The sequence below is a fragment of the Methylopila sp. 73B genome, assembly GCF_000526315.1.
Taxonomy (GTDB): Bacteria; Pseudomonadota; Alphaproteobacteria; order Rhizobiales; family Methylopilaceae; genus Methylopila.
The window spans coordinates 1,554,017-1,579,402 of the sequence record NZ_JAFV01000001.1 but is presented as its reverse complement, the minus strand read 5'-3'; the positions used below and the strand labels follow the sequence as shown (position 1 = coordinate 1,579,402).

The 25,386-nt window shown below is 70.3% G+C and carries 19 protein-coding genes; 5 read left to right on the top strand and 14 right to left on the bottom strand.

The features are described 5' to 3' along the window. Positions 1–179: 179 nt before the first annotated feature. The 4 genes from cysT to murJ all read left to right on the top strand — a co-directional run bounded on the left by cysT (position 180) and on the right by murJ (position 4,589). Positions 180–1,013: a sulfate ABC transporter permease subunit CysT gene (gene cysT, locus K244_RS0107520; RefSeq protein WP_036305587.1), complete on the top strand. Its 834-nt coding sequence runs from the start codon at positions 180–182 to the stop codon at positions 1,011–1,013. Further along, positions 1,003–1,890, top strand: a complete 888-nt coding sequence (gene cysW / locus K244_RS0107515) for a sulfate ABC transporter permease subunit CysW (protein ID WP_020185639.1) — start codon at positions 1,003–1,005, stop codon at positions 1,888–1,890. Before cysT ends, cysW begins: the two co-directional genes overlap by 11 nt. 19 nt (positions 1,891–1,909) lie before the next feature. Next, complete coding sequence (locus tag K244_RS0107510) at positions 1,910–2,977, top strand: sulfate ABC transporter ATP-binding protein (protein ID WP_020185638.1); 1,068 nt, start codon at positions 1,910–1,912, stop codon at positions 2,975–2,977. Positions 2,978–3,053: 76 nt separating this feature from the next. Continuing rightward, the gene (gene murJ, locus K244_RS0107505; RefSeq protein WP_020185637.1) at positions 3,054–4,589 is read left to right on the top strand and encodes a murein biosynthesis integral membrane protein MurJ; all 1,536 of its coding nucleotides are present in this window, start codon (positions 3,054–3,056) and stop codon (positions 4,587–4,589) included. Positions 4,590–4,762: 173 nt separating this feature from the next. On the opposite strand, the gene K244_RS0107500 is transcribed toward murJ, so the two are convergent. From K244_RS0107500 to K244_RS0107445, 12 genes are all read right to left on the bottom strand, one after another. Next, positions 4,763–7,432: a nitrate reductase gene (locus tag K244_RS0107500; protein ID WP_036306369.1), complete on the bottom strand. Its 2,670-nt coding sequence runs from the start codon at positions 7,430–7,432 to the stop codon at positions 4,763–4,765. 184 nt (positions 7,433–7,616) lie between these two features. Next, positions 7,617–9,257 carry a sulfite reductase subunit alpha gene (locus K244_RS0107495; protein ID WP_020185635.1) on the bottom strand — a complete coding sequence of 547 codons (1,641 nt, stop codon included), beginning with the start codon at positions 9,255–9,257 and terminating at the stop codon, positions 7,617–7,619. A gap of 217 nt (positions 9,258–9,474) precedes the next feature. After that, positions 9,475–11,271 carry a NirA family protein gene (locus K244_RS0107490; RefSeq protein WP_020185634.1) on the bottom strand — a complete coding sequence of 599 codons (1,797 nt, stop codon included), beginning with the start codon at positions 11,269–11,271 and terminating at the stop codon, positions 9,475–9,477. Between the two features lie 202 nt (positions 11,272–11,473). Continuing rightward, a complete protein-coding gene (locus tag K244_RS0107485) occupies positions 11,474–12,685 on the bottom strand; it encodes an FAD-dependent oxidoreductase (RefSeq protein ID WP_020185633.1) in 1,212 nt (403 codons plus the stop codon). 145 nt (positions 12,686–12,830) lie between these two features. Next, positions 12,831–13,631: an ABC transporter ATP-binding protein gene (locus K244_RS0107480; RefSeq protein WP_020185632.1), complete on the bottom strand. Its 801-nt coding sequence runs from the start codon at positions 13,629–13,631 to the stop codon at positions 12,831–12,833. Positions 13,632–13,643: 12 nt separating this feature from the next. Next, positions 13,644–14,546: a nitrate ABC transporter permease gene (gene ntrB, locus K244_RS0107475; RefSeq protein WP_020185631.1), complete on the bottom strand. Its 903-nt coding sequence runs from the start codon at positions 14,544–14,546 to the stop codon at positions 13,644–13,646. 78 nt (positions 14,547–14,624) lie between these two features. Next, entirely contained in the window at positions 14,625–15,953 is a 1,329-nt protein-coding gene (locus K244_RS0107470; RefSeq protein ID WP_024816373.1) for a CmpA/NrtA family ABC transporter substrate-binding protein, read from the bottom strand. Positions 15,954–16,327: 374 nt separating this feature from the next. Beyond that, entirely contained in the window at positions 16,328–17,434 is a 1,107-nt protein-coding gene (locus K244_RS0107465; RefSeq protein ID WP_020185629.1) for a CmpA/NrtA family ABC transporter substrate-binding protein, read from the bottom strand. Further along, positions 17,431–18,024 (bottom strand): ANTAR domain-containing protein, encoded by a 594-nt coding sequence (locus K244_RS0107460; protein ID WP_020185628.1) that lies wholly within the window; start codon positions 18,022–18,024, stop codon positions 17,431–17,433. The genes K244_RS0107465 and K244_RS0107460 overlap by 4 nt, the downstream gene beginning before the upstream one ends. Before the next feature lie 73 nt (positions 18,025–18,097). Further along, positions 18,098–19,363, bottom strand: coding sequence for a hypothetical protein (locus K244_RS0107455; RefSeq protein ID WP_020185627.1), 1,266 nt, complete (start codon positions 19,361–19,363; stop codon positions 18,098–18,100). After that, a complete protein-coding gene (locus tag K244_RS0107450) occupies positions 19,360–20,883 on the bottom strand; it encodes an undecaprenyl-phosphate glucose phosphotransferase (RefSeq protein ID WP_036305584.1) in 1,524 nt (507 codons plus the stop codon). Before K244_RS0107450 ends, K244_RS0107455 begins: the two co-directional genes overlap by 4 nt. 57 nt (positions 20,884–20,940) lie before the next feature. After that, complete coding sequence (locus tag K244_RS0107445; RefSeq protein WP_051460098.1) at positions 20,941–22,137, bottom strand: glycosyltransferase family 4 protein; 1,197 nt, start codon at positions 22,135–22,137, stop codon at positions 20,941–20,943. 225 nt (positions 22,138–22,362) lie between these two features. Between K244_RS0107445 and K244_RS0107440 the strand changes: the two genes are divergently transcribed. Beyond that, on the top strand, positions 22,363–24,048 hold the full coding sequence (locus K244_RS0107440) for a methyl-accepting chemotaxis protein (RefSeq protein WP_020185624.1): 1,686 nt from the start codon (positions 22,363–22,365) through the stop codon (positions 24,046–24,048). Between the two features lie 78 nt (positions 24,049–24,126). Here the strand turns inward: K244_RS0107440 and K244_RS0107435 are convergent, their stop codons facing one another. Both K244_RS0107435 and ssb read right to left on the bottom strand, forming a co-directional pair. Continuing rightward, positions 24,127–24,564, bottom strand: coding sequence for a YqaA family protein (locus K244_RS0107435; RefSeq protein WP_020185623.1), 438 nt, complete (start codon positions 24,562–24,564; stop codon positions 24,127–24,129). Positions 24,565–24,687: 123 nt separating this feature from the next. Next, positions 24,688–25,200: a single-stranded DNA-binding protein gene (gene ssb, locus K244_RS0107430; protein ID WP_020185622.1), complete on the bottom strand. Its 513-nt coding sequence runs from the start codon at positions 25,198–25,200 to the stop codon at positions 24,688–24,690. Positions 25,201–25,386 lie beyond the last annotated feature (186 nt).

The window sequence follows — 25,386 nt, the reverse complement described above, 5'->3', positions numbered from 1 at the left end:
CCCGCCCTCGCATCCTCTCTCATGATCCTTTCGATCTGCGGCCGGACGTCGACGTCCGGCCGCAGGCTTGTCCGCCGTTCCCTCAGAGACGATCGAGCCCTAGAGTGACGTCCAGCCTCGACGCGACCTACGCGGCGCCGGCCGCGCCCGGCGCTCCGCCCTCTCGACTGAAAGCCCGCATGAGCGCCACGCCTTTCAGGACGCCAAGCGCCGTGCCGGGCTTCGGGCTCGCGCTCGGTTTCACCGTCCTCTACATGTCGTTGCTGATACTCATACCGCTGGGCGCGGTGGTGGCCTGGGCGGCCTCGCTCGGCCCGACCAGGCTGCTGACGATCCTGTCGCAGACCCAGACGCTGAACGCGCTGAAGATCAGCTTTGGAATCTCGCTCGCCGCGGCGGCGACGAACGCCGTGTTCGGGCTGCTGCTGGCCTGGGTGCTGACCCGTTACGATTTCCCCGGCCGACGCCTGGTGGACGCCGCGGTGGACCTGCCCTTCGCGCTGCCGACCGCGGTCGCCGGCATCGCGCTCGCCGCGATTTACGCGCCGAACGGCTGGGTCGGGTCGCTGCTGCCGTTCAAGGTCGCCTACACCCCGCTCGGCATCTTCGTCGCCATGACCTTCATCGGCCTGCCCTTCGTGGTGCGCACCGTTCAGCCGGTGCTGGCGGACGTCGACCGCGAGTTGGAGGAGGCGTCCGCCACCCTCGGCGCGGGACGCCTGACCACGGTGTTCCGGGTGGTGTTTCCGACGCTCATACCTGCGCTGCTCACGGGCTTCGCGCTCGCCTTCGCGCGCGCGGTCGGCGAATACGGCTCCATCATCTTCATCGCCGGCAACATCCCGAACGTCTCGGAGATCGCGCCCCTGCTGATCATCACCAAGCTGGAAAGCTTCGACTACGCCGGCGCGACGGCCATCGCGACGATCATGCTGGCGATGTCCTTCGTGATCCTGCTGGTGGTGAACCTGATCGAGGCCTGGTCACGACGGAGGCTCGGCCATGCCCGCTGATCCACGCCTGACGCTCCCCGCCCATCCGGTCGCCGCCGGCGCCAGCCCCACCACCGAGCCGGTCGCCGTCCGCGTGGCGCTGATCGTGGTCGCGCTAGCGTTTCTGGCGCTGTTCCTGGTGCTGCCGCTGGTCGCGGTGTTCGCCGAGGCCTTCCGGAACGGCGTCGACGCCTACTTCGCGTCCTTCGACGATCCCGACACCTGGTCGGCGGTGTGGCTGACGATCGGCGTCGCGGCGATCGCCGTCCCGCTCAACGTGGTCTTCGGCCTCGCCGCCTCCTGGGCGGTGGCGAAGCACGAGTTCCGCGGCAAGAGCCTGCTGGTGACGCTGATCGACCTGCCGTTCTCGGTCTCTCCGGTCGTGTCGGGCATGTGCTATGTGCTGCTGTTCGGCGCGCAGGGCTATTTCGGCCACTACCTGCAGAGCGTCGGCGTCCAGATCATCTTCGCGGTGCCCGGCCTGGTGCTCGCCACCATCTTCGTGACCTTCCCCTTCGTCGCGCGCGAGCTGATCCCGCTGATGCAGGAGCAGGGCGTCAGCGAGGAGGAGGCGGCGCTGTCGCTCGGCGCCGGCGGTTGGCGCACCTTCTGGTCGGTCACGCTGCCGAACGTGCGCTGGGCGCTGCTCTACGGCGTGCTGCTCTGCAACGCCCGCGCGATGGGCGAGTTCGGCGCCGTCTCGGTCGTCTCCGGGCACCTGCGCGGCCAGACCAACACGGTGCCGCTGCAGGTCGAGATCCTCTACAACGACTACAACTTCGTCGCCGCCTTCGCCGTCGCCTCGCTGCTCGCGGGGCTCGGCTTGGTGACGCTGGTGGTGAAGAGCGCTTTGGAATGGCGCTACGCCGACCAGCTCGCCTCCGGCCGCCGCCACTGACAACGGACTGAGAAGACCCATGGACCTCAAGATCCGCGACGTCCGCAAGGAATACGGCTCCTTCCCCGCGTTGAACGGCGTCAGCCTCGACATCCGCTCCGGCGAGCTCGTGGCGCTGCTCGGGCCCTCGGGCTCCGGCAAGACCACGCTGCTGCGGGCGATCGCCGGCCTCGAGATCCCAGACTCCGGCCGGATCCTGTTCGGGGACGAGGATGCGCTGGCCAAGCCAGTGCAGGAGCGCAACGTCGGCTTCGTGTTCCAGCATTACGCGCTGTTCCGGCACATGAAGGTGTTCGACAACATCGCCTTCGGCCTGCGCGTGCGCGGCCGGGCGCGCCGGCCCGCGGAAGCCGACATCCGCAAGAAGGTGCTGGAGCTGCTCGACCTCGTGCAACTCAAGGGCCTCGAGAACCGCTACCCGGCGCAGCTCTCCGGCGGACAGCGCCAGCGCGTGGCGCTCGCCCGCGCGCTCGCGATCGAGCCGCAGGTGCTGCTGCTGGACGAGCCCTTCGGCGCGCTCGACGCTCAGGTCCGCAAGGAGCTGCGCCGCTGGCTGCGCGAGATCCACAACGAGACTGGCCACACCACCGTGTTCGTCACGCACGACCAGGAAGAGGCGCTGGAGCTCGCCGACCGGGTCGCCATTCTGCACAAGGGCGACCTGCAGCAGGTTGGCACGCCCGACGCGATCTACGACGAGCCGGCGACGCCGTTCGTCTACGCCTTCATCGGCGACTCGAGTTCGTTGCCGATCCAGGTGCGCGGCGGCCAGGCGGCGCTCGACGGCAGGGCGCTCCCGCTCGGGCCCGTCGACGCGCCGGACGGTCCCGCGCGGCTGCACGTGCGCCCGCAGGACGTGACCTTCGTTGCGCCGGGCGAGGGGGTCGCCCTCGGCCGCATCGCCGCGCTGCGGCGGCTGGGCGCGTTCCGCCGCGCCGACGTCGAGGTCGGCGTTCGCCGGTCGCGGATCGAGGTGCGGCTGCCGCCGGAAGCCGTCTTCACTGAGGGCGAGGAGGTGGGCCTGGCGTTCGAGCGCTTTGCGGTGTTTCCGGCGGAAGGGGCGCCGGGCGTCGCCCGCGCGGCGTAAGCGTCGGCGCGCACTTACCCCGCCCCCCGCGCCCCTGTATCGTCCGCCGCCAACGGCGCGGCGGAGACGATGATTCATGTGGCGTAAGGCGGCCTCCGTCGGCGGACTGACGCTCGCCTCGCGCCTTTTCGGTTTCGTCCGCGACGTGATGATGGCGGCGCTCCTGGGCGCCGGCCCGCTCGCCGACGCCTTCATGATCGCGTTCCGGCTGCCCAACCACTTCCGCGCGATCTTCGCGGAAGGCGCGTTCAACGCCGCCTTCGTGCCGCGCTACGCCCGCGCGCTGACGCAGGACGGGGAGGGCGCGGCCCGCGCCTTCGCCGAGGACGTGCTGTCGATCACGGTGGTGGTCCACCTCGGCCTGCTGGCGCTCGCCATCGTCTTCGCGCCATACGTCGTCGCGGCGCTTGCGCCCGGCTTCGCCGAGGACCCCGGCCAGCTGGGGCTGACCGCGTCGCTCACCCGGATCACCTTTCCCTACCTGCTGCTGATCTCGATGATGACGCTGGTCTCCGGCGTGTTGAACGCGCACGACCGCTTCGCCGCCGCCGCGGCCACGCCCATCCTGCTCAACATCTGCATGATCGCCGCGCTGATGGCCTCGGGGCTGTTCCCCACCGTCGCCCACGCATTGGCCTGGGGCGTGCTGATCTCGGGCTTCGCGCAGCTCGCGCTGGTGTTGGCGGACCTGAGGCGCTCCGGCCTTTGGCTGAAGCTTCGCGTTCCCGCCTTCACGGCCCATGTGAAAACCTTCCTCAAAGGCTTTGGTCCTGCTGTGCTCGGCTCTGCGGGCGTCCAGATCGCGATGTTTGCGGACACGATCCTTGCCTCGTTCCTGCCGACGGGCTCGGTGTCCTACCTCTACTACGCCGATCGGCTCTACCAGCTGCCGCTGGCGGTGGTCGGCATCGCGATCGGCACGGTGCTGCTGCCGGAGCTGTCGCGGCGCCTCGCGCGCAACGACGTGCCCGGCGCGCGCGACCGGCTGAACCGCGCGCTCGAAGGCGCGCTGCTGATGACGCTGCCCTTCGTCGCGCTGTTCGCGGTGGCCGCCGCTCCGGTGGTGGCGGCGCTGTTCGGCCGCGGCGCCTTCGACCTGAAGGCGGTGGCGGGCTCCGCCGCCGCGCTCGAGGCCTACGCGGTAGGCCTGCCGGCCATCGTCGCGCTCCGCTGCGTCACGCCCGCCTTCCACGCCTCCGGCGACACCACGACGCCGGTGAAGGCATTGGCAGTCGCGACGCTGGTCAACCTCGGGCTCAAGCTCGTGCTGATCGGGCCTTACGCGCACGCGGGGCTCGCCTTCGCCACCTCCGTCGGAGCCTGGGTGAACCTCGGCCTCCTGGTGCTGCTGCTCAGGAATCGTGGGCGGTTCGAGCTGGACCGCCGGCTTGCGCTGAACCTCGCGGCGCTGGCGACCGCGACCGCGGCTGCGGCCGCCGCCATCTGGTTCGCGCTGGCGCCCGCCGGCGCCGTGAAGGGGCTGGTCCCGCAGATGCCGGACCTCGCGCCAGCGGCGCTGATCGGCCTCGCGGGGTTCGCGGCTTATGGGCTGGTCGCGGGGCCGGGAGTCTGGGTGGCGCGCAGGTTTGGGCGGGGTGAGCCGAGCGCTTGATCGCAGCGACGATCCCGTGCGTGCTTCGAGACGCGCCTCCGGCGCTCCTCGAGCCATGAGGAGGTCGAGAAAACTCAAGTCTTCCAGATCGAAAGCTCAGAACTCCTCATGCTGAGGAGCCCGCCTTAGCGGGCGTCTCGAAGCATGCACTCGGCCTCGATGCGTCACGTCCCTCACGCCGTCACGAGCGCCCGCGCCTCAACCAGCATGCGCCGGATCTCCGGCAGGCAGGAGCCGCAGTTGGTGCCGGCCTTGGTCGCCGCGCCCACCGCCGCGGCGTCCGGCGCGCCGGCGCGGATCGCGGTTTCGATGACGCCCTTCGGCACGCCATGGCAGGCGCAGACCAGCGGACCGCACGCGGCGCCGTCGCTGGCGCGGCCGGCGAGCAGGAGGCTGCGCACCTGGCCCTCGGACAGGCGCTCGCCGAGCTTCGCGCGCAGGAAGCTCCAGGCGTTCTCCTGTCGATCGGCGGCGACGAACAGGCAGGCGACCAGCGCGCCGTCGCGGAACACGGCCGAGCGCGCCACGCCGCGGCCGGCGTCGACATAGTCCACGATCTCGTCGCCCGGCTCGAGATCCGGAAAGATCTCGGACAGCGTCACGGCATGGTCGGTGGCGAACAGCAGGCCGAGCCCCTGCGGCACGGTCGCCTTGGCCCACCAGGTGGCGGGGTCGAGCGCGCCGAGCGCGCCTTGCGTCAGCGCGAAGCCCTGGCGGGCGAAGCGCACGGGCGCGACCGCGGCCCGCGTGGCCTTGGCGTCGGGCTGGCCTGAGAAGGGATCGACGACGGCGTGCACCAGCGCGCCCACGCGGCCGTGGGACGAGGTCTCGTCGTTCCAGTGGATCGGCGCGAACAGCGCCCCCCGGCGCTGGCCCGGCTCCATGCGCACGCGCAGCACCACGTCGCCATGGGCGGTCGTCACGCGGGCGAAGCCGCCGTCCTTAAGGCCCTCGGCCGCCGCGTCGCCCGGGTGGATCTCGAGGAACGGCTCGACCAGATGGCTGGACAGCCGCTGGCTTTTGCCGGTGCGCGTCATCGTGTGCCACTGGTCGCGGATGCGACCGGTGTTGAGCCGGAAAGGGAAACGATCGTCGGGCCAGGCCGCCGGCGCGAGCGGCGCGACCTCCACCAAGTTCGCCCGGCCGTTCGCCGTGTAGAAGCCGCCCCTGGCGAAAAAGCGGGTCTCGGTGCGCGCCATGCCGCGGCGGGCCGGCCACTGGATCGGCTTGAGCTGGTCATAGTCGCGGGTGTCGAGGTCGGCCAAGGCGCCGATGTCGAAGTCGCGCGCGCCGCCGTTCTCGAAGGCGGAGAGCGCGGCGTGCTCGCGGAACACCTCGCCCGGCGTGCGCCAGCCGAAGGCCTCGCCGAAGCCGAGGCGCTGCGCCACCTGCGCCACCGCCCACCAGTCCGGCCGCGTCTGGCCCGGCGGCGCGAGGAAGGGCCGCTGGCGCGAGATGCGGCGCTCGGAGTTCGTGACCGTGCCGTCCTTCTCGCCCCAGGCGAGGGCGGGCAGGCGGATGTGGGCGCCCGCGCCCAGCGTGTCGTTGGAGGCGACGTTCTCGGAGACGACGAAATGATCGAGCCGCTTCAGCGCATTGCGCACGGCGTCGGCCCGCGGCATGGAGACGGCGGGATTGGTGCCCATCACCCACAGCGCCTTGATCTCGCCGCGGCCGACCGCGTCGAACATGTCGACGGCCTTCAGCCCCTCCGCCTGCGCCATGCGCGGCGCGTCCCAGAAGCGGCGGACCCTGTCGATCGAGGCGGGCTCGAAGCCCATGTGGGCGGCGAGCTGGTTGGCGAGCCCGCCGACTTCGCGCCCGCCCATCGCGTTGGGTTGGCCGGTGAGCGAGAACGGCCCCATGCCTTCGCGGCCGATGCGGCCCGTGGCGAGGTGGCAGTTGATGATGGCGCCGACTTTGTCGGTCCCCTGCGCCGCCTGGTTGACGCCCTGGCTGTAGAGCGTGACCACGCGCTCGGTGGTCGCGAACAGGTCAAAGAAGGCGGCGACGTCTGCGGGCGGAAGCCCGCAGGCGGCCGAAGTGGCCGAGATCGTCGGCGCGATCTCGCGGGCGCGGGCGAGGGCCGCGTCGAAGCCTTGCGTGTGGGCGGCGACGTAGGCCTGGTCGAGGCGGCCGCCGTCGGCGAGATGGACCAGCAGGCCGCAGAACAGCGCCGTGTCCGAGCCCCCGGCGAGCGGCAGATGGAGGTCGGCCTCCTCCGCCGTCGCGGTCCCGCGCGGGTCGATCACCACGATCTTCGTTCCCCGCGCCGCCTTCGCGGCCAGCATGCGCTGGTAAAGCACGGGGTGGCACCAGGCGGCGTTGGAGCCGACGAACACCAGCAGGTCCGCGGTCTCGAGGTCGCGGTAGGTCCCGGGCACCGTGTCGGCGCCGAAGGCCCTCTTGTGGCCCGCGACCGACGACGACATGCAGAGCCGCGAGTTGGTGTCGACGTTGGCCGAGCCGAGGAAGCCTTTGAACAGCTTGTTCGCGGCGTAATAGTCCTCGGTCAGCAGCTGGCCCGAGAGATAGATCGCGACCGCCTCCGGCCCGTGCGTCGCGAGCGTGCGGCGGAAGCCCTCCGCCGTGGCGTCGAGCGCCGCGTCCCAGCTGGCGCGCCGACCTCCGATCTCCGGATGCAGCAGCCGTCCGTCGAGCGACAAGGTTTCGCCGAGCGCCGAGCCTTTGGAGCACAGCCGCCCGAAGTTCGACGGGTGCTCCGTGTCGCCGGCGATGGTCGCGCCGCCCAGTTGGTCCGGCTGCGCCAGCACCCCGCAGCCCACGCCGCAGTAGGGACAGGTGGTGCGGGTGGGGGCCTTGGGCAGGTCGGAGGGGCGCATGTTCATGGGCGTACGACGCGAAGAGCGACACCAGTGTCATCCCGGCCGAAGCGCAGCGCAGAGCCGGGATCGTTCTCCGTAAACGGCATCATGTTCTGACGACGGTCCCGGCTCTGCGCGGCTGCGCCGCTTCGGCCGGGATGACGGCCAGCGCGTTCGCCCGCTCCTGCGCCCGCCGCGCCCATCAGTAGACGTCCGCCTGGTAGCGGCCGGCCTTTTTCAGGCCCGCGACGAAGGCCTTGGCCTCGTCGGCGCTCTTCGCCCCATGGGCCGCGACCACCTCGACCAGCGCCTTCTCGACGTCCGCCGCCATGCGCTTGGCGTCGCCGCAGACGTAGAAGTGCGCGCCGCTCTCCAGCCAGCTCCACAGCTCGGCGCCGGACTCGCGCATGCGGTCCTGGACGTAGACCTTCTCCGCGCCGTCGCGGGACCACGCGAGCGACAGCTTCGTCAGCGCGCCGGCGGCCTGCAGGTCGGCGATCTCGTCGCGGTAGTAGTAGTCGGTGGCCTCGTGCTGGTGGCCGTAGAACAGCCAGGCGCCGCCGGCGGCGTTGGTCGCCTTGCGCTCGCGCAGGAAGGACCGGAAGGGCGCGACGCCCGTGCCGGGTCCGACCATGACGATCGGGACCGCGCCGTCCTTCGGCAGCGCGAAGCCGTGCGCCTTCTGGACATAGACCTTCAGTCTGTCGCCCGGCGCCACGCGGTCGGCGAGGTAGGTCGAAGCGAGGCCAAGCCGTGTGCGGTCGCCGATGCGGTAGCGCACGGCGGCGACGGTGAGGCTCACCTTGGCCGGATCGGCCGAGAGCGCCGACGAGATCGAGTAGAGCCGCGGCTGCAGCGGGTCGAGCGCGCCGAGCAGTTCGGCGATCGGCGGCGTCGCGGCCGGAAACTTCTCCAGCGCCGCCAGCACGTCGAGGGTCGCGAGGTCGCCGTCGGGGTCCTCGCCCTCGGCGAGCTTGGCCAGCGTCTGCTTGTCGTCGGAGCTCTCCACATAGGCGCCCAGCAGCTCGAACAGCGCGTCCGGCGCGGCGCCCAGCGCCACCCGCTCGGCGAGCCAGGTCTTCAGCGGCAGCGTGTGGCCGTCGTGGGAGACCTCGACGTCTTCCGCCACGCCGAGGCGGGCGGCCACCGCAGCGCACAGTTCCGGCGCGTTGGTCGCGAACAGGCCGAACGAGTCGCCCGGCTCGTAGGTCAGGCCGGAGGCGGAGAGGTCGATCTCGACGTGGTTCGTCTCCTTGTCGGAGCCTTCGCCGCTCACCGCGCGCTTCGACAAGAACGCTGCCTCGACCGGGGTCTCGCGCGAGCGGCCGGGTTCGGCCGAGGCCGGGGCCGCAGGGGCTGGCACCGCGGCAGGCTTGGCGGGCGCCGCGTCGCCGCCGTCGAGCTCCGCGAAAAGCTTCTTCAGCATGCGGGTCGTTTCCTTGCCGCCCGGCACGCAGAGGTTCAGCTTCTTCTCCTCCCCCGTCGCGATCGCGGCGGAGTAGCTCTCGCAGAGATAGCCGCACTGGCCGCAGTCCTGCTGCGCCATGGCCGCGAACATGCGCCGCTTCACCGGCTTGCCGGCGGCCATCTCCATGCGTTCGTCGATCGGGAGCGAGGCGTCGTGCCAGGGCGCGCCGTCGTCCTCCTCAGCCGGCGCGGAGGCGCCTTCGCCCGGCAGGGGCGAGCCGAGCAGGGCGGTGGCGGCGTCGCGCGACAGCGCCTGCATGCCGCCGTCCATGGAGAGGAGGCCTGCGAAAAACCCGTTCAGCCAGGCGCGCTGCTCCGTGCTGAACGGCGCGTTTTCGGGGACGAGGGGAGGAAGGACCAGGGTCTGCGCGGTCATGACGAGGCTCCGCACGAACAAGCGGTGAAAAAACGAAGGCGGTCGGATCGGGCGCGGCCTTCACCTCTCCCCTGTGGGGAGAGGTCGCGAGGCGAAGCCGAGCGGGTGAGGGGGCTTTGCGTTCGCCGGACATGGGACGTCCCCCTCACCCGGCGCTCCGCGCCGACCTCTCCCCACAGGGGAGAGGTGAAGAGGCGTTGCGCTCGACGTCGGACCATCACGCGCCCTCCAGCTCGAAGAGGGTCTTGAGCGCGCCGATCTCATGGCGGCGCGTGAAGGCGGCGAAGGTCTCGGCGCCGTCGCGGGCGGCGAGGTAGCCGCGCAGCATCTTCTCCACGACGGCCGGGCAGTCCTCGCCCTTCACGTCGCGCACCAGCTCGCGGCCGATCGCGGCGTCGGTCCCGAAGCCGCCGCCGACGTGGAGGTGAAAACCCTCCACCGTGTCCTCGTCGTTAATCGGCACCTTGGCGCCGATCAGGCCGATGTCGCCGATGTAGTGCTGCGCGCATGAGTTGTGGCAGCCGGTGACATGGATGTTGACGGGGGTGTCCACCGCGAGGCCGATGTCGTCGACGTGGTTCGCGATCTGGTCGGCGAAGCCCTTGGTGTCGGAGGCGGCGAACTTGCAGCCGCGGCTGCCGGTGCAAGCCACGAGGCCGGCGCGGACGTTCGACGCGGAGGTGGCGAGCCCGATGCCGGCGATCGCCTGCTCCACCGCCGCGATGTCGGCGTCGCGGACGCCGGAGAGTAGCAGGTTCTGCCAGACGGTGAGGCGCACGTCGCCGTCGCCGTAGCGCTCGGAGATGTCGGCGAGGGAGCGCATCTGGGCGCAGGTCATCTTGCCCAGCGGCAGCACCACGCCGACCCAGTTGAGGCCGGGCTGCTTCTGCGGGTGCACGCCGATGTGGGCGAGACGGTCGCTCTCGGGGCGGGGGGCGACTTGCTCGGGCGAGACGCGGGTGAAGGCCCAGCCTTGGACCTTCTCCACCTCGGCCAGGAATTTCTCGAAGCCCCAGGCGTCGAGCACGTATTTGAGCCGCGCCTTGTTGCGGTCGGAGCGGTCGCCGGACGCGATGAACACGCGGACGATCGCGTCCGCCACCTTGATCGCCTTGTCGAGCGGCACGATCACGCCGGTGTCGCGGGCGAAGTCCTTGTGGCCGGTGATGCCGCCGAGCGCGAGCCGCCACCAGACGCCGGGCGCGACGCCCGCGCCCTCCAGCACCTCGACCGCCTGGAAGCCGATGTCGTTGGTGTCCTCCAGCGCGGCGATCCGGCCGGCGCCGTCGAAGGCCACGTTGAACTTGCGCGGCAGGCCGTAGAGCGCGCGATCATTGAGGATGTGGTGGTGCCACTCCTTGGCGTAGGGGCGCGTGTCGACCAACTCCTGCGGATCGACGCCCGCGGTCGGCGTGCCGGTGACGTTGCGGATGTTGTCGGCGCCGGAGCCCTTGGAGGTCAGGCCGATGTCGACGAGACCCTCGATGTAGGGGATGCCGTTGGCCGCGCTGATCTCGCGCGCCTGCAGGTTGGCGCGGGTCGTCACATGGGTGAACCCGCCGGCGTACTGCTCGGACAGGTCGGCGACCCCGCGGAACTGCCAGGCCTTCAGGATCCCGTTGTGGATCCTGAGCCGGCACATATACGCGTCCTGCGTCGGGCCGACGTAGAACAGGCCGTGGAAGCGGATGCGGAAGTCGTCGAGCGCCTTCGCGAACTGGTTCTTCTCGGCGAGGTCCTTGAGCCGCGCGTAGGCGTCGAACGGGTGCTCCTCGCGCTTCGCCTTCTCCTGCGGGACCAGCTTCTTGCCCGCCTTCTCCTGCGCGGCCATGGCCTTGAGGTGGATCGCGTCGGGGCCGGTCGGCTCGGCCTCGGCGGCCGGCAGGGCGCCAGGACCGCCGAAGGGCACGCCGCCGCCGAATCCCGGAGCGCCCCGCGAGCCGCGGATCGCCTGGACGCCGGAGACGAAGCCCTCGAGGTAGCGCTTCTGGTCGGGGGAGAAATCTTCGCTCATAAGCTCACACCTGAAGCCGACGCATCTTTCTTCACCTCTCCCCGGCGGGGAGAGGTCGGCGCGCAGCGCCGGGTGAGGGGGCGTCGCGCGATCCGGAGAGCCCAGATACCCCTCACCCGCTCGGCTTCGCCGATCGACCTCTCCCCGCCGGGGAGAGGTGAAGGCCTGCGCTTTATCTTTTGATCGCCCATCGCCGCCGCCCTCACGCCGCCAGCGCGAAGCCGCGCCCGAAGGCGAGGTCGTCGCGCAATGGCCCGAGCGGGACGCCGCTCGCGATCAGGTCGAGGTACCAGAGGGCGTCGGAGGCCTCGCCCACGAGGATCGCGCCCTTCAGGCGGTCGTCGCGGACGATCAGCTTGCGGTAGCAGCCCTGCGCCGCATCGGAGAGCACGATGGTCTCCTCGCCGTCCTCCGCCTCGATCGCGCCGGCGGAGAACACCGCGACGCCCGAGACCTTGAGGTTGGTGGAGAGCAGCGTGCCGCCATAGGCCGCCGCGTCGCCGGCGAGCGCGCGCGCCAGCGTCTTCGCTTGCTCGTAGGCCGGCGCCACGAGGCCGTAGACCACGCCGCGGTGCTCGGCGCATTCGCCCAGCGCGAACACCCGCGGGTCCGAGGTGCGCATCGCGTCGTCGACTAGCAGACCGCGGTTCGCGGCGAGCCCCGCCGCGCGCCCGAGCGCAGCGTTCGGCCGCACGCCGCAGGCCATGACGATCATGTCGGCGGGCAGAATCTCGCCGGAGCCCAGCTCCAGCCCCTCCACGTGGGTGTCGCCCACGATCGCCTTGCTCTGGGCGCCCAGCGCGAAGGCCACGCCCTTGGCCTCCAGCGCCCGGCGCAGCGTGGCCGCGCCCTTGGCGTCGAGCTGGCGCTCCATCAGCTTGTCCATGAGATGCACCACCGTGACGGCGCAGCCGAGCTTCACGAGGCCATAGGCCGCCTCGAGCCCCAGCAGGCCGCCGCCGATCACCACGGCGCGGGCGCCGGGAACGCCCAGCTCCTTCAGGCGCATGGCGTCGCAGCGGTCGCGGAACACCAGAACCTGCGAGAGATGCGAGCCCGGCAGCGGCAGCCGGATCGCTTCGGAGCCGGTGGCGAGCACCAGCCGGTCGTAGGCGAAGGCCCGGCCGTCCTTCAGCGTCACCCGGCGGGCGGCGGCGTCCACCGCCTGCACGGCTGCGCCGGTCAGCAGGCGGTAGCCGTTCGCCGCGTACCAAGCGCGGTCCTTGAACGCGAGGTCCTCGTCGCTCGCCTCGCCGGCGAGCAGGGATGACAGCAGCACGCGGTTGTAGGCCGGCTCCGGCTCCGCGCCGAGCACGGTGACGGCGTAGCGGCCGGGGCAGGCGGCCTTCAGCTCCTCGAGGAGCCGGAGGGACGCCATGCCGGCGCCGACGACGACGAGACGCTCGCGGTCCATGTCAAATCTCCGGTGTCAGGGAGATCCGCCCCGTCATGCCCGCCTTTGCGGGTATCCACGACTTTCCTCGCGCGACGTCGCTTGCGATCGAAGTCGTGGATACCCGGCTTCGCCGGGCATGACGGTTGGCGGTGGTCTTCATCACTCAGGCCGCCTCGACGAAGCGGTGACGCTCGTAGAGGAACTTGAGCACCGCGGCGCGGGCCGCGATGTAGGTGCGGTCGGAGACCAGCTCGAGCCGCTTGCGCGGGCGCTCCAGCGGCACCGACAGCACTTCGCCGATGCGGGCCGAGGGGCCGTTGGTCATCATCACGATGCGGTCCGAGAGCAGCACGGCCTCGTCCACGTCGTGGGTGATCATCAGGACGGTGTTCTTGAGCTCCGTCTGGATCTGCATGACTTGATCCTGCAGATGGGTGCGGGTCAGCGCGTCGAGCGCGCCGAAGGGCTCGTCGAGCAGCAGCACCTTCGGCTGCATGGCGAGCGCGCGGGCGATGCCGATGCGCTGCTTCATGCCGCCGGAGATCTCCGAGGGGCGGCGGTCCTTGGCGTGGGCCATATTCACCAGCTCAATCTGGCGCATGGTCCATTCGCGGCGCTCGGCCTTGGACTTGGTCTTGGCGAAGACCTTGTCGACCGCGAGCGCGACGTTCTCGTAGCAGGTGAGCCAGGGCAGCAGGGAGTGGTTCTGGAACACCACGGCGCGGTCCGGTCCCGGCTCGTCCACCACCTTGCCTTCGAGGAAGACCACGCCCTTCGTCACGCCCGTGAGGCCGGCGACGATGTTGAGCAGGGTGGACTTGCCGCAGCCGGAATGGCCGATGATCGAGATGTACTCGCCCTCATTGACGTCGAGCGAGACGTCCTTGAGGACCTCGTTGGTGACGCCGCCGCGGGAGAACGCCTTGTCGACGTGCTGAATGGAGAGAAAAGCTTGGGCTGACATGGCTCGGATCCCTTACGCGGTGGCCGTGCCGCGGGTGACCGCGTTGGCGATGAACGCGACGATCCGGTCGAGGATGAACCCGACCACTCCGACGTAGACGAGCGCCAGAATGATGTCGCTGATGTTGGACGAGTTCCACGCGTCCCAGATGAAGAAGCCGATGCCGACGCCGCCGATCAGCATCTCGGCCGCGACGATCGCGAGCCAGCTGAGGCCGACGCCGATCCGCAGGCCCGTGAAGATGTACGGGGCGGCGGCTGGGATCATGATCTTGGTGAAGTACTCGAACCCGTTCAGCCGGATGACCTTGGCGACGTTCGAGTAGTCGGTCGGTATGTTGCGGATGCCGACCGCGGTGTTGATGATGATCGGCCAGACCGAGGTGATGAAGATCACGAAGATCGCCGAGGGCTGGCCGTCGCGGAACGCGGCGAGCGACAGCGGCAGCCAGGCGAGCGGCGGCACGGTGCGCAGGATCTGGAAGATCGGGTCGAGGCCGCGCATCGCCCAGGTGGACTGACCGACCAGCACCCCGAGCGCCACGCCGATCACAACGGCGATGGCGTAGCCCACCGCGACGCGCTGGAGGCTCGCCAGCAGGTGCCAGAACAGGCCCTTGTCCAGGCCGCCGCGGTCGTAGAACGGGTCGATGATCAGCTCCCAGGTGTCGGTGACGACCTGGCTGGGCGGTGGCAGGGAGGACCCGGGGCGGGAGCAGATCAGCTCCCAGAACAGCAGCAGCAGAGCGAGCACCACCAGCGGCGGGATCAGCGTGGTGCTCGCCCAGTCCAGGACGCGCTTGGCGCGCTTGGCGATCGGGGAGGGCGCCTTCGGCGCCCGGAACGCGACGACGTCGGCGGCGGGCGCCGCCTTGGTCGCGCGGGCGTCGTCGAGTTTCAGGACGGGGGCCGACATGGCGACTCCTCAGGAGTTGGTGCGGAGGATCAGGAGCGGGGAGGGCGCGGCGGGCGCGCCCTCCATGACGGCGACGCCTCACGCGACGCGCTTGATCTCGAGGCTGTCGAGGTAGGCCGCCGGGTTGGCCGGATCGAAGGTCTTGCCGTCGAAGAACTTCTCGACGCCGCGCGAGGTCGACGTCGGGATGTCCGCCTCCTTCACGCCGAGCGCCTTGGCGGCGTCCTTCCAGATGTCCTCGCGGTTCACCTTCGCGACCATCGCCTTGACGTCCGTGTCGGGCGCGAACTTGCCCCAGCGGATGTCCTCGGTGAGGAACCACGTGTCGTGGCTCTGGAACGGGTAGGAGGCGTGGTCGCGCCAGAACTTCATGACGCCGGGGCTGTTCTCCACGATGCGGCCGTCGCCGTAGTCGTAGTGGCCCTTGAGGCGGCCCACGATGTCCTTCACCGGCACGTTGAAGTAGGCCCGGGTGCCGACGATCGCGGCGAGCTCTTCCTTGTTGGCCATGTCCTCGCAGAACATCTGCGCTTCCTGGACGGCCATCAGCAGGGCCTTGGCGGCGTTCGGGTTCTTGTCCACGTAGGCCGCCCGCATCGCGAACGACTTCTCGGGGTGGTTCTGCCAGATCTCAGAGGTGTTGCAGGCCGTGAATCCGATGCCCTGGCTGACGAGCTGGCCCGGCCACGGCTCGCCGACGCAGAAGGCGTCCATGGTGCCGACCTTCATGTTCGCCACCATCTGCGGGGGCGGCACCACGATGGTCTCGACGTCCTTGTCGGGGTCGATGCCGGCGGCGGCCAGCCAGTAGCGGATCCACAGGTCGTGGGTGCCGCCGGGGAAGGTCATCGCGACCTTGGCCTGCTTGCCCTCGGCCTTCATTTTCAGGAAGATCTGCTTGAGAGGCGTCGCGTCGACCGTCGGCTTCAGGTCCTTGTAGGCCATGCCGACCGAGATGCCCTGGGCGTCGTAGTTCAGCCGCGCCAGGATATACATCGGAAGCGGGATGTTCTGCTGGGTCACCTTGCCGGCCGAGATCAGGTAGGGCATCGGCGAGAGAATGTGCGCGCCGTCGATGCCGTTGCCCTCGGAGCCGAGGACGAGGTTGTCGCGCGTGGTGCCCCAGGACGCCTGCTTCGTCACGGTGACGTCGGTCATGCCGTGCTTGGCGAAGAAGCCCTTTTCCTTGGCGACGATCAGCGGCGCGGAGTCCGTGAGCGCGATGTAGCCGAGCGTCGCCTTTGTGGTTTCCGGCCCTGCGCCCTGCGCGAACACGCCGGAGGGCGCGAGCGTCCGGGCGGCGAGCAGCGTCGCTGCGGCGCCCGCGCCGACGCGCAGCACGTCGCGCCGATGAAGGCCCGCGATCGGGGACGTCTTGGACTGCGGCGTCTTGAACTCGGTGGTCATCGGGCCTTCGGCTCCATGGGCGCCCATCGGCGCTCTCGGGGACTGATCGTGCCGCCGCCTTCATGGCGGACGGCCAGAAACAAAAAAGCCGCCGACTCGACGTGCGGAAGTGCGCTCGTCAGGTCAGCGGCGTCGCTGGGGCCCATCGGTGGGCAGGTGGCGGGCGTCCTCGTCGACGCCAACCTCGAACACTTCCATTCAAGTCGCGTGCCAACTCGGATCGGCGTGCGGGGATCGTTCAAATTTGAGGGGTTCGGGGTCGCACCGGCCAATGGCGCGTCCGCGCCCGATTGCCTTTGGTTGCCGCAGCGGCGCGCAGATGCAGCTTCAGATTTGTGCACTGCACGCAAGTTAGGCGGCGCGCGGGCGAGGGCTCAGCCCGTGAAGACGCCCAGCGGATCGTCGGCTTCGGGCGGTGCGCCGCGGCCGAGGGCGGCGTCGTAGACGTCCGCGCGGTAGCTCGCGGCGGCGAGGTCGGCGCCGGCGGAGTCGTCCGACGTCTGCCGCCAGCGCACCATCTGCGCGTGCAGCCAGCGCGCGTGTCGTTGGTCGGGCCGCGTCGCGCCGTCGGCGCCGAACAGGACGTAGCCGTCGCAGACGCGCACCTCGTCGCCGTCGCCGGTCGGAAGCCGGCCGTCCAGCGCGCGCTGGATGATGTGGGCGTGCACGTCGAGCCGGTTCGGAGCGGCGAGCCGCCGTGCGGCCTCCTCACGGTGGTTGGGCTCGTCGAGCCATTCCGCCGCGCGCACGCAGGCCCGCACCAGGCGCGCCGCAAGTTCGGGGTTCCGGGCGAGCCAATGCGCCCGCACCGCCAGCACTTTTTCGGGGCAGCGCCGCACGAGGTCGACGCCGAGGTGGAGGATGCGGCCGAGCTTGTACTCGACGGCGACCGAGTTCCAGGGCGCGCCGACGCAGAAGCCCTCGACGTGAGCGTTCTCGAGCGCGTCGACCATGAACGGCGGCGGCACGACCGCGAGCCGCACGTCCTCGTCCGGCTCGACGCCCGCGGCGGCCAGCCACAGCCGGAGCTGGTAGTTGTGGGTCGAGAACGGGAAGGTCATGCCGAGCGTCGGCGGCTCGTCGCCGTTGCGCCGTCGCTCCTCGACGACCGCCTTGAACGCCGCGCCGGTGGCGCGCGGGTCGGCCATGCCGGCGCCCGGCGCCATGTGGCGGCGGATGTCCTCGAACAGCGGCGGCGACATCGTCACCGCATTGCCGTTCAGGCCGAGCGCGAGCGGCGCCGCCAGCGGCACCTTGATGGTTCCGAGCCCCAGCGTGGTCGCGATCGCGATGGGCGCGAGCAGGTGCGCGCCGTCGAAATGGCCGAGCGTCAGCCGGTCGCGGATGTTCGCCCACGACACCTCGCGCACCAGCTCAAGCGCGATGCCTTCTTCGGCCGCGAAACCGACGTCGGCCGCGATGATCGGAATCGCGGCGTCGACGAGGGGAATGAAACCGATCTTGACCGGGTCGAGGCTCATCCGAGCAGCTCCGCAGCGGTGATCACCGATTGGGCGATCTCGACGATCTTCTTCTTCTCGTTCATGGCGACCTTGCGCAGCAGCGCATAGGCCTCCTCCTCGTCGATCTTCTTCGCGCGCATCAGGATGCCCTTGGCGCGGTCGACGGTCTTGCGCTCTTCGAGCTGGCCCTTCGCCTGCTCCAGCTCCGCGCGGAGCTTGGCGAAGGCCCGGAAGCGGCTGATCGTCGTCTCAAGGATCGGCTGCACACGCTCGCGTTTCAGCCCGTCGACCACATAGGCCGAAACGCCGGCGTCGATCGCGGCCTCGATCGAGGCGCGGTCGCTCTGGTCGACGAACATGCCCACCGGCCGCCGCACGGCGCGGCTCACCTGGAACATCTGCTCCAGCACGTCGCGGCTCGGGTTCTCGAGGTCAATGAGGATGACGTCCGGGTCGATCGCGTAGATGCGCGCGAGCAGGTTCACGTGGTCGGTGATCCGCATGATGGTTGTGTGCCCGGCGTCCCGCAGGCCCTGCTCCATGACGGCGGCGCGCACGGGGCTCGCGTCGATCAGCACGATCTTCAGCGGTCGGTCGCGGTCGGACATGGGGCGGGGGTCGCGCCTCGAAGCGGAGTCTGCGGGAGTGCGGGCTACTTTGGCGCGAAGGCCCCGGGGGCCGTCAACCCGCCGCGCGGGGGATGCGCGCCGACGCCGCGTCGTCGGCGCGGCGCTGGTGGGCGAGGGTCGCGGCGATGAAGCCCCAGGTCATGCCGAGCAGCGCCCATTGGTGGCGCCAGTGGTCCACGTCGATGACCCAGGCCTCCATCATCAGCACGCTCCAGGTGGAGAAGGCGCAGATGAAGATCGGTCGCCACGGAGTCGAAACGAGGATCGTGCGGCCTGCGAAGACGAAGGTGACGATGACCAGCGTCGGCAGGGCGAGCCCGCCGAGCCAGCCGTAGGACATGAAGGCGTTGAGGTAGGTGTTGTGGACGTCGGCGCCGAAGAGCTTGGCGAACTGGAAGATGCCGATGCCGAGCGGCCGCTCGAGCGCGAGCTGGAAGCCGGCGGCGTGGCGCCCGAAGCGGCCGTAGCGGCCGACGTCGTAGTTCTGCTCCAGGCTCGCGCGTTCCGCGAACAGGCTCGACACCGAGGGCAAGGTCAGCAGAACCGCGATCAGCAGGGCGGCGCCCAGCGCCGCCGCGCCGCAGATGAGAAGGATGCGCGCCCGCCGGGCCGGGGTGGGGGCGGCGAGGATCGTCAGCACCGTCATGATCGCGGCGGAGCCGATCAGGTGGCCCCAGGACCCGCGCGAGAAGCTGAGGAACACGCCGCTCATGATCAGCCCGAGCGGCAGCAGCACGAACAGCGACTTCTTGAGGTCCACCGAATAGAGCCGCTGGATCAGCACCAGTGCCGGGAAGATCAGGTAGGGCGCGTAGACGTTGGGGTCCTTGAAGGTCGCCTTGGCGCGGCCGTAGATCAGCAGCGAGTCCGCGAACGGCGCCAGGTGGAAGTAGCCCACGATCGCCAGTCCGCCGCCGATGGCGCCGGCGATGACCCAGGCATTGGCGATCAGGCGCGCCCGGATCTCGGTCCGGTCGGCCAGCAGCAGCGAATAGAACACCCCGGTGCCGGACAGGAACACGCCCACCGTGGTCCATTTCTGCGTGTCCGCCCGGTCGTAGACCAGCGTGAGCGTCAGCACCGCGCCGAGCTGGTACAGGATGACCAGCAGCACGAAGGGCAGCAGCGCGCGCGGAAGGCTAAGCCCGGTGGCCGCGAACACCCCGATCGCCAGGATGAAGAGCAGGTCGTAGGGCGCCGGCTCGAACATCACGAAGAAGCTGGAGGCGACCGCCAGCCAGACGATGCCCTCGCGCAGGCCTTCCGCGCCGAAGGTCAGCGAGCGGCCGCCGCCATAGGTGGCGTGCGAGGCGCTCAATAGGCGTTGTCCGTCTTGGCGAGCGAGATCGGGGTCTTCAGCAAGATGCTGAGGTCGAACAGGATCGACCAGTTCTCGATGTAGTAGAGGTCGTGGTCGACGCGCTTCTTGAGCTTCTCCTGGGTGTCGACCTCGCCCCGCCAGCCGTTGATCTGCGCCCAGCCGGTGACGCCGGGCTTCACGCGGTGGCGGGCGAAGTAGCCGTCGACGACGTCGTTCCAGAGCGTGTCGGAGGTGTGGGCGTTGACGGCGTGGGGTCGCGGACCGACCAGCGCGAGCTCGCCCTTGATGACGTTGAACAGCTGCGGCAGCTCGTCGATCGAGGTCTTGCGGATGAAGCGGCCGACGCGCGTGACGCGGCTGTCGTTCTTCGTCACCACGGTCTTCGCCTCCGGGTCCGCCATCTCGTGGCGGAGCGACCGGAACTTGAAGATCTCGATGACCTCGTTGTTGAAGCCGTAGCGCTTCTGCCGGAAGAACACCGGGCCGGGGCTGTCGAGCTTGATCGCCACCGCGGTCGCGATCATCAGCGGCGCCGTCAGCAGGATGCAGAGCGAGCCGACGACCAGGTCGAAGGCGCGCTTCGCCACGTAGTCCCAGTTCGCGATCGGCTTTTCCGCCAGCTCCACCATCGGGATCGAGCCGAGGTAGGAGTAGGAGCGCGGACGGAAGCGCAGTTTGTCGGTGTGGGCCGAGAGTCGAATGTCGACCGGCAGCACCCAGAGCGTCTTCAGGATTTCCGTGACGCGGCCGCGCGCGGTGACCGGGATCGTCACGATCAGCAAGTCGATGCGGGCGAGGCGGCCGAACTCGACGAGCTCGGCGATGTTGCCGAGCTTGGGGTAGCCCGCGACGATCGCCGGCGAGCGGTCGTTCGAGCGGTCGTCGAACACGCCGCAGATGTGGACGTCGTTGCCTGGCGTCGCCTCGAGCGCGCGGATGAGCTCGCCCGCCGGTTCGCCGCCGCCGACGATGACGGCCTTGCGGCCGAGCCGGCCCTGCGCCGCCCAGCGCTTCACCAGAACCGCGAGCCCCACATGCGCGACGAGCAGCCCGGCGGCGCCGAACACGAACCAGTAGCCGAGCCAGCGCCGGTCGATCGCGCCGCCGAAGTCGAGGAAGGCGCCGAGCGCCGCGAAGCCCGCGAAGACCAGCGTCCAGGCGCCGAGCATGCGGCCGAGCTGGCCCCCCATCGAGCGGAACGCCACCACGTGGTAGGCGTCCGCCGCCTGGGCGAAGATCAGCAACAGCACGACGCCGAGCCCGGCCGCGAGCGGGTAGCTCCAGCTCAGTCCCGACAGCGGACCGAGCGTGATGGCGTAGGCGATCGTGGCTGAGGCGAGCACGAGCGCGGCGTCGACCAGCCGCACCGCGCCGACCAGCAGCGTCTGCGAGATGGACGCGGCCGTGAACTGCTGCGCGATCTCGCGAGCCTGCTCGTTCAGCCGCGTCTGCCGCGGCGTCAGAGGCTTCGGTTCATCTTGCCTGATCTCGAGGCGCGCCATTTGGAACCCGTTCACGTCGCCGCTCCATCGCGATGTCGGATCAGGATGGCGACAAACTCAAAACAAACACTTTTACCGAACGGAGAAAGTTCGCGTTTCTCGTGCCGCGATCGCGTCGCGGTAAACGGTTTCGATGCGCGACGCCATCGACGATAGCGCGAACTCGCCGGCGATATGCGCTCGACGTTCGCGCGCCATCCCCCGGGCGCGGCCGGCGTCGGCCATGAGCCGCCCCATCGCCGCGGCGAGGGCGGCCGCGTCGCCGGGCGGAAGCAGGTCGCCGCTGAACGGGCCGAAGATCTCCGGAATGCCGCCGACATCGGTGGCGAGGATCGGCAGACCGGCCGCGATCGCCTCGAGCACGACATAGGGCATGGATTCGGCGCGCGACGGCACGACGATCGCGCGCGCCGTCGCGAAGGCCTCGCGCGCCGGCCGGGGCGGCAGGAAGCGGACATGCGCCGCCAGCCCGCGCTCGGCGACGAGCCCGCGGTAGCGCGCCTCGTCCGGGCCGTCGCCGACGATCGTCCCCGTCGCCGCGGCGCCGTCGCGCGCGAGCAGCGCCAGCGCCTCGATGAACACGTCGGGGCCTTTGAGGTCGCGCAGCATGCCGAGGTAGAGGAAATCGGAGGCGTCCGGCGCGGGCGCCACCGCCTCGAATTCGGGCGGCGTCAGGCCGTTGCGCACGACGACGGCCTGGCAGCGCGGGGCGCCGACCTTGTCCACGTAGGCGCGGCGCTCGTACTCGCTCACGTGCACCAGCACGTCGCTGACCGTCTCCAGCGCGCGTTCGATCGCGAAGTAGATGCGGCCTTCGGCGGTGGCCGGGTCGAAGTGCAGGCTGCCGCCATGGGGCGCGTAGATCCGCGCCACCGGCTTCGCCCGGTTGAGCCAGGCGCCCGTGACGCGGCCGAACACGCCGCCCTTCGCGCCATGGGAGTGCACCACGTCAGGCGCGAGCGGCGCCAGCCGGCGGTGCACGCGGGCGAGCGCCGTCACGTCCGAGGGCGCGATCTGGCGCGCGATCGGCAGCCGGAACGCCCCGAGCGCCAGGTGCGGCTCGAGCGCGGTGATGCGCTCGGCCTCGAAGGCGCCTCCCGTGAGGCTGTCGCACACGAAGCCGACCTGATGGCCGGCCGCGGCCTGCGCCGTCGCGAGATCGGCGATGTGCCGGAAGATTCCCCCGACCGGCGAGCGGACGAGATGGACGATCCGAAGCGGGCTATCGGACGGAGCGGGCGCTTGGCGATAATCGAGGGCGGCTGACATGGTTGGGACCGTGAGGGACCGCCGGTAAAGGAGCGGTTGTTCCGCGGCCCGCTGGAGGTCGAAATGCGCGGGCAAGGTTATCGATCGCTTTCGACGACCGGTTGCAAACGAACGATCGCCCATCTCGGGGCAGCGCTTTGTCTAAGACTTTCGATTAATGAGAAATTAGTCGGCCTGGGCGAATGTCCGATGGTGTCCGTTAACCGCCCTGCGACGAGCCCCCCCATGCTGAAGACCGCCACCATCCGCCGTAAGCTGAACCTCGCGTTTGGCGGCCTCGTCGTTCTCGTCGCAGGCCTCGGCGGCTTCGCGCTCTATGAACTCGGCCAGGTCAACGGCGCGGCCGAGGATCTCCGCACAAGCCGGCTGCCGACCACGCAGATCCTCGGCAAGATGCAGGTCGTGACCTTGCGGCTGCGGATCAACGGCGGCCGTCTGATCTCCGCCGACACGCCCGCGCTCCGGGACGAGATCGCCGCGACGCTGGCGAAGCGGGAGGGCGAGCTCGCCGAGCTCCAGGCGCAGTACGTAGGGCAGACCACGACCCCGGCGGAAAAGGAGGCCTACGTCGCCTTCGAGCGCGGCCGGGCGGCCTACGGACGGCTCCAGAGCGAGATGAACGCGCTCGCCACGGCCGGCGACGTCGTCGGCGCGCAGCGGATGTACAACACCACCATGTCGACGGCGAGCAACGCCGCGCTGGCCGAGCTGCAGAAGCTGATCGACCTCAACGACGCGGCCGCCCAGCAGAGCGGCGCCGCCGCCCAGCAGGCCTACGCCCAGGCGACGGTCGCGACCCTGATCTTCGTGGCGCTCGCCATCGTCTTCGCGATCGGCGCCGCGGCGCTGCTCACGCTCAACGTCGCGCGTCCGCTGCGGCGCATGACCGACGACATGAAGCGTCTCGCCGGCGGCGATCTGTCGGTCGACGTCGTGGGCCGCGACCGGGGCGACGAGGTCGGCGGGATGGCGCAGGCGGTCGACGTGTTCAAGGACGGCATGATCCGCGCCCGCGCGCTGGAGGAGGAGACCGCGCTCGCCCGCGCCGGCGCCGAGGCGCAGCGGAAGGCGACGATGCGCGACATGGCGGATCGCTTCGAAGCGGCGGTGAGCGGCGTCGTCGGCGCGGTGGCGGCCGCGTCCTCCCAGCTTCAGGGCACGGCCTCGGGCATGGACCGGGCGGCGAGCGACACCGCCCGCCGCTCCACCACGGTGGCCGCGGCCGCCGACCAGGCGGCGTCCAACGTGCAGATGGTCGCCGCGGCGGCGGAGGAGCTCGGCGCCTCGGTCCAGGAAATCGGGCGTCAGGTCCAGGGATCGGCGGAGCTCGCCCGCACGGCCGTGGCCGACGCCGGCGCCACCGCCGCCCTGGTGCGCGACCTCAGCGTCGCGGCGAACACGATCGGCGACGTCGTCGCGATGATCCAGGCGATCGCGAGCCAGACCAATCTGCTTGCGCTCAACGCCACCATCGAGGCGGCGCGCGCTGGCGAGGCCGGCCGCGGCTTCGCGGTGGTGGCCTCGGAGGTCAAGAACCTTGCCAACCAGACGGCCCAGGCGACCGAGCAGATCTCGTCGCAGATCGCCCAGATCCAGCTCTCCACCACCAACGCGGTGGCGGCGATCAGCGGCATCACCGGCCGGATCGAGGAGATCTCGTCGGCGTCGAGCGCGATCGCGGCCGCCGTCGAGGAGCAGGGCGCGGCGACACAGGAGATCGCCCGCAACGTCTCGCAGGCCGCCGTCGGCACCAACGAGGTGACCGAAAACATGGGCGCCGTCGCGAGCGCCGCGCAGGGCGCAGGGATCGCCGCGGGCGAGGTGCTGTCCTCGGCCTCCAACCTGTCGGAGCGCTCCTCCGAACTCCGCGTCGAGGTCGAGCGCTTCCTCGCGACCGTCCGGGCCGCCTGAGGCGGCCCGAGGGCCGTCGCTCGGCGCGGCTGATGGGAGAGGCCGCCCTCGGTTAGGCGCAACTCCGGCGAGGCTCGCCTATCCGAGAGCGAGCGTTCCGGCCGCGAGCGCCGCGTAGCGGGCGGTCTTCGCCAGCGCCACCAGCGCCAGAAAGCTCCAGAGCGGCTCGCGCAGGACGCCGGCCACCAGGGTCAGAGGGTCGCCAATGATCGGGACCCAGCTCAACAGCAGCGACCAACGGCCATAGCGGCCGTACCAGCGTTTTGCTCGTTCGAGCGCGCGATCGGAAGCCGGAAACCACCGCCGACCGCGAAAACGCTCCGCCTGCCGGCCGATCGCCCAGTTCACCAGCGAGCCCAGGGTGTTGCCGAGGCTCGCCATCGCCACCAGGGCCCAGGGCGACCGTTCGCCCAGCGCGATCAGGGCGACGAGCGCCGCTTCCGACTGCGCCGGTAGCAGCGTCGCAGCGAGAAAGGCGGCGACGAACAGTCCGCCATAGGTTGCAGCGCCGCTCATCGGCGCGATCTCACCACCCTCGAAGCCGCCGGAGGGCGCGACGTGTCACCGCGCGTTCGGTCCGCGACCGCGTCGCGGGTCATCGACTAGGCCCCGAGAAAGGAGCGTCCGGTCGGATCAGCGTCAGAACGGGATGTCGTCGTCCATCGCGTCGGAGTAGCCGCCGCGTCCGCCGCCCGCTGCGGCGGGGGCCGCCGGAGCGGGAGAGCGACGCTCGGTCGGGCTCGACCGGCCGAAGCTCTCGTTGGAGCCGGCCTCGTAGCTGTCGTCCGAACCGCCGCCGCCGCGGCCGTCGAGCAGGGCGAGCTCGCCCCGGAAGCGCTGGATCACGATCTCGGTCGTGTACTTCTCGACGCCCGAGGGATCGGTCCACTTGCGGGTCTGCAGCTGGCCCTCGACATAGACCTTCGAGCCCTTGCGCAGATAGCTCTCGGCGATCTTGGCGAGGTTCTCGTTGAAGATCACCACCGAGTGCCACTCGGTCTTTTCGCGGCGCTCGCCGGACTGCTTGTCGCGCCAGTTCTCGGAGGTCGCGATCCGCAGGTTGACCACCGGCTCGCCGGAGTTCATGCGGCGGACTTCCGGATCACGGCCGAGATTTCCGACCAGAATGACCTTGTTGACGCTGCCCGCCATGACGATCTCCTGAAAGCTTGAGCGCGCACCCTAATCGCCGCGACCGCCTCCGTCGCCCCCGCCCCGGGCTTGTCCACAAGCCTCGGGAGGGGACGCATGGCGGTGGACAATGGCGTTTGTTCTTCCTATGTTCCTTAGCATGCGGATCGCGGCGCGACAAGCGCTCCGCTTGACCTGAACGCCTTG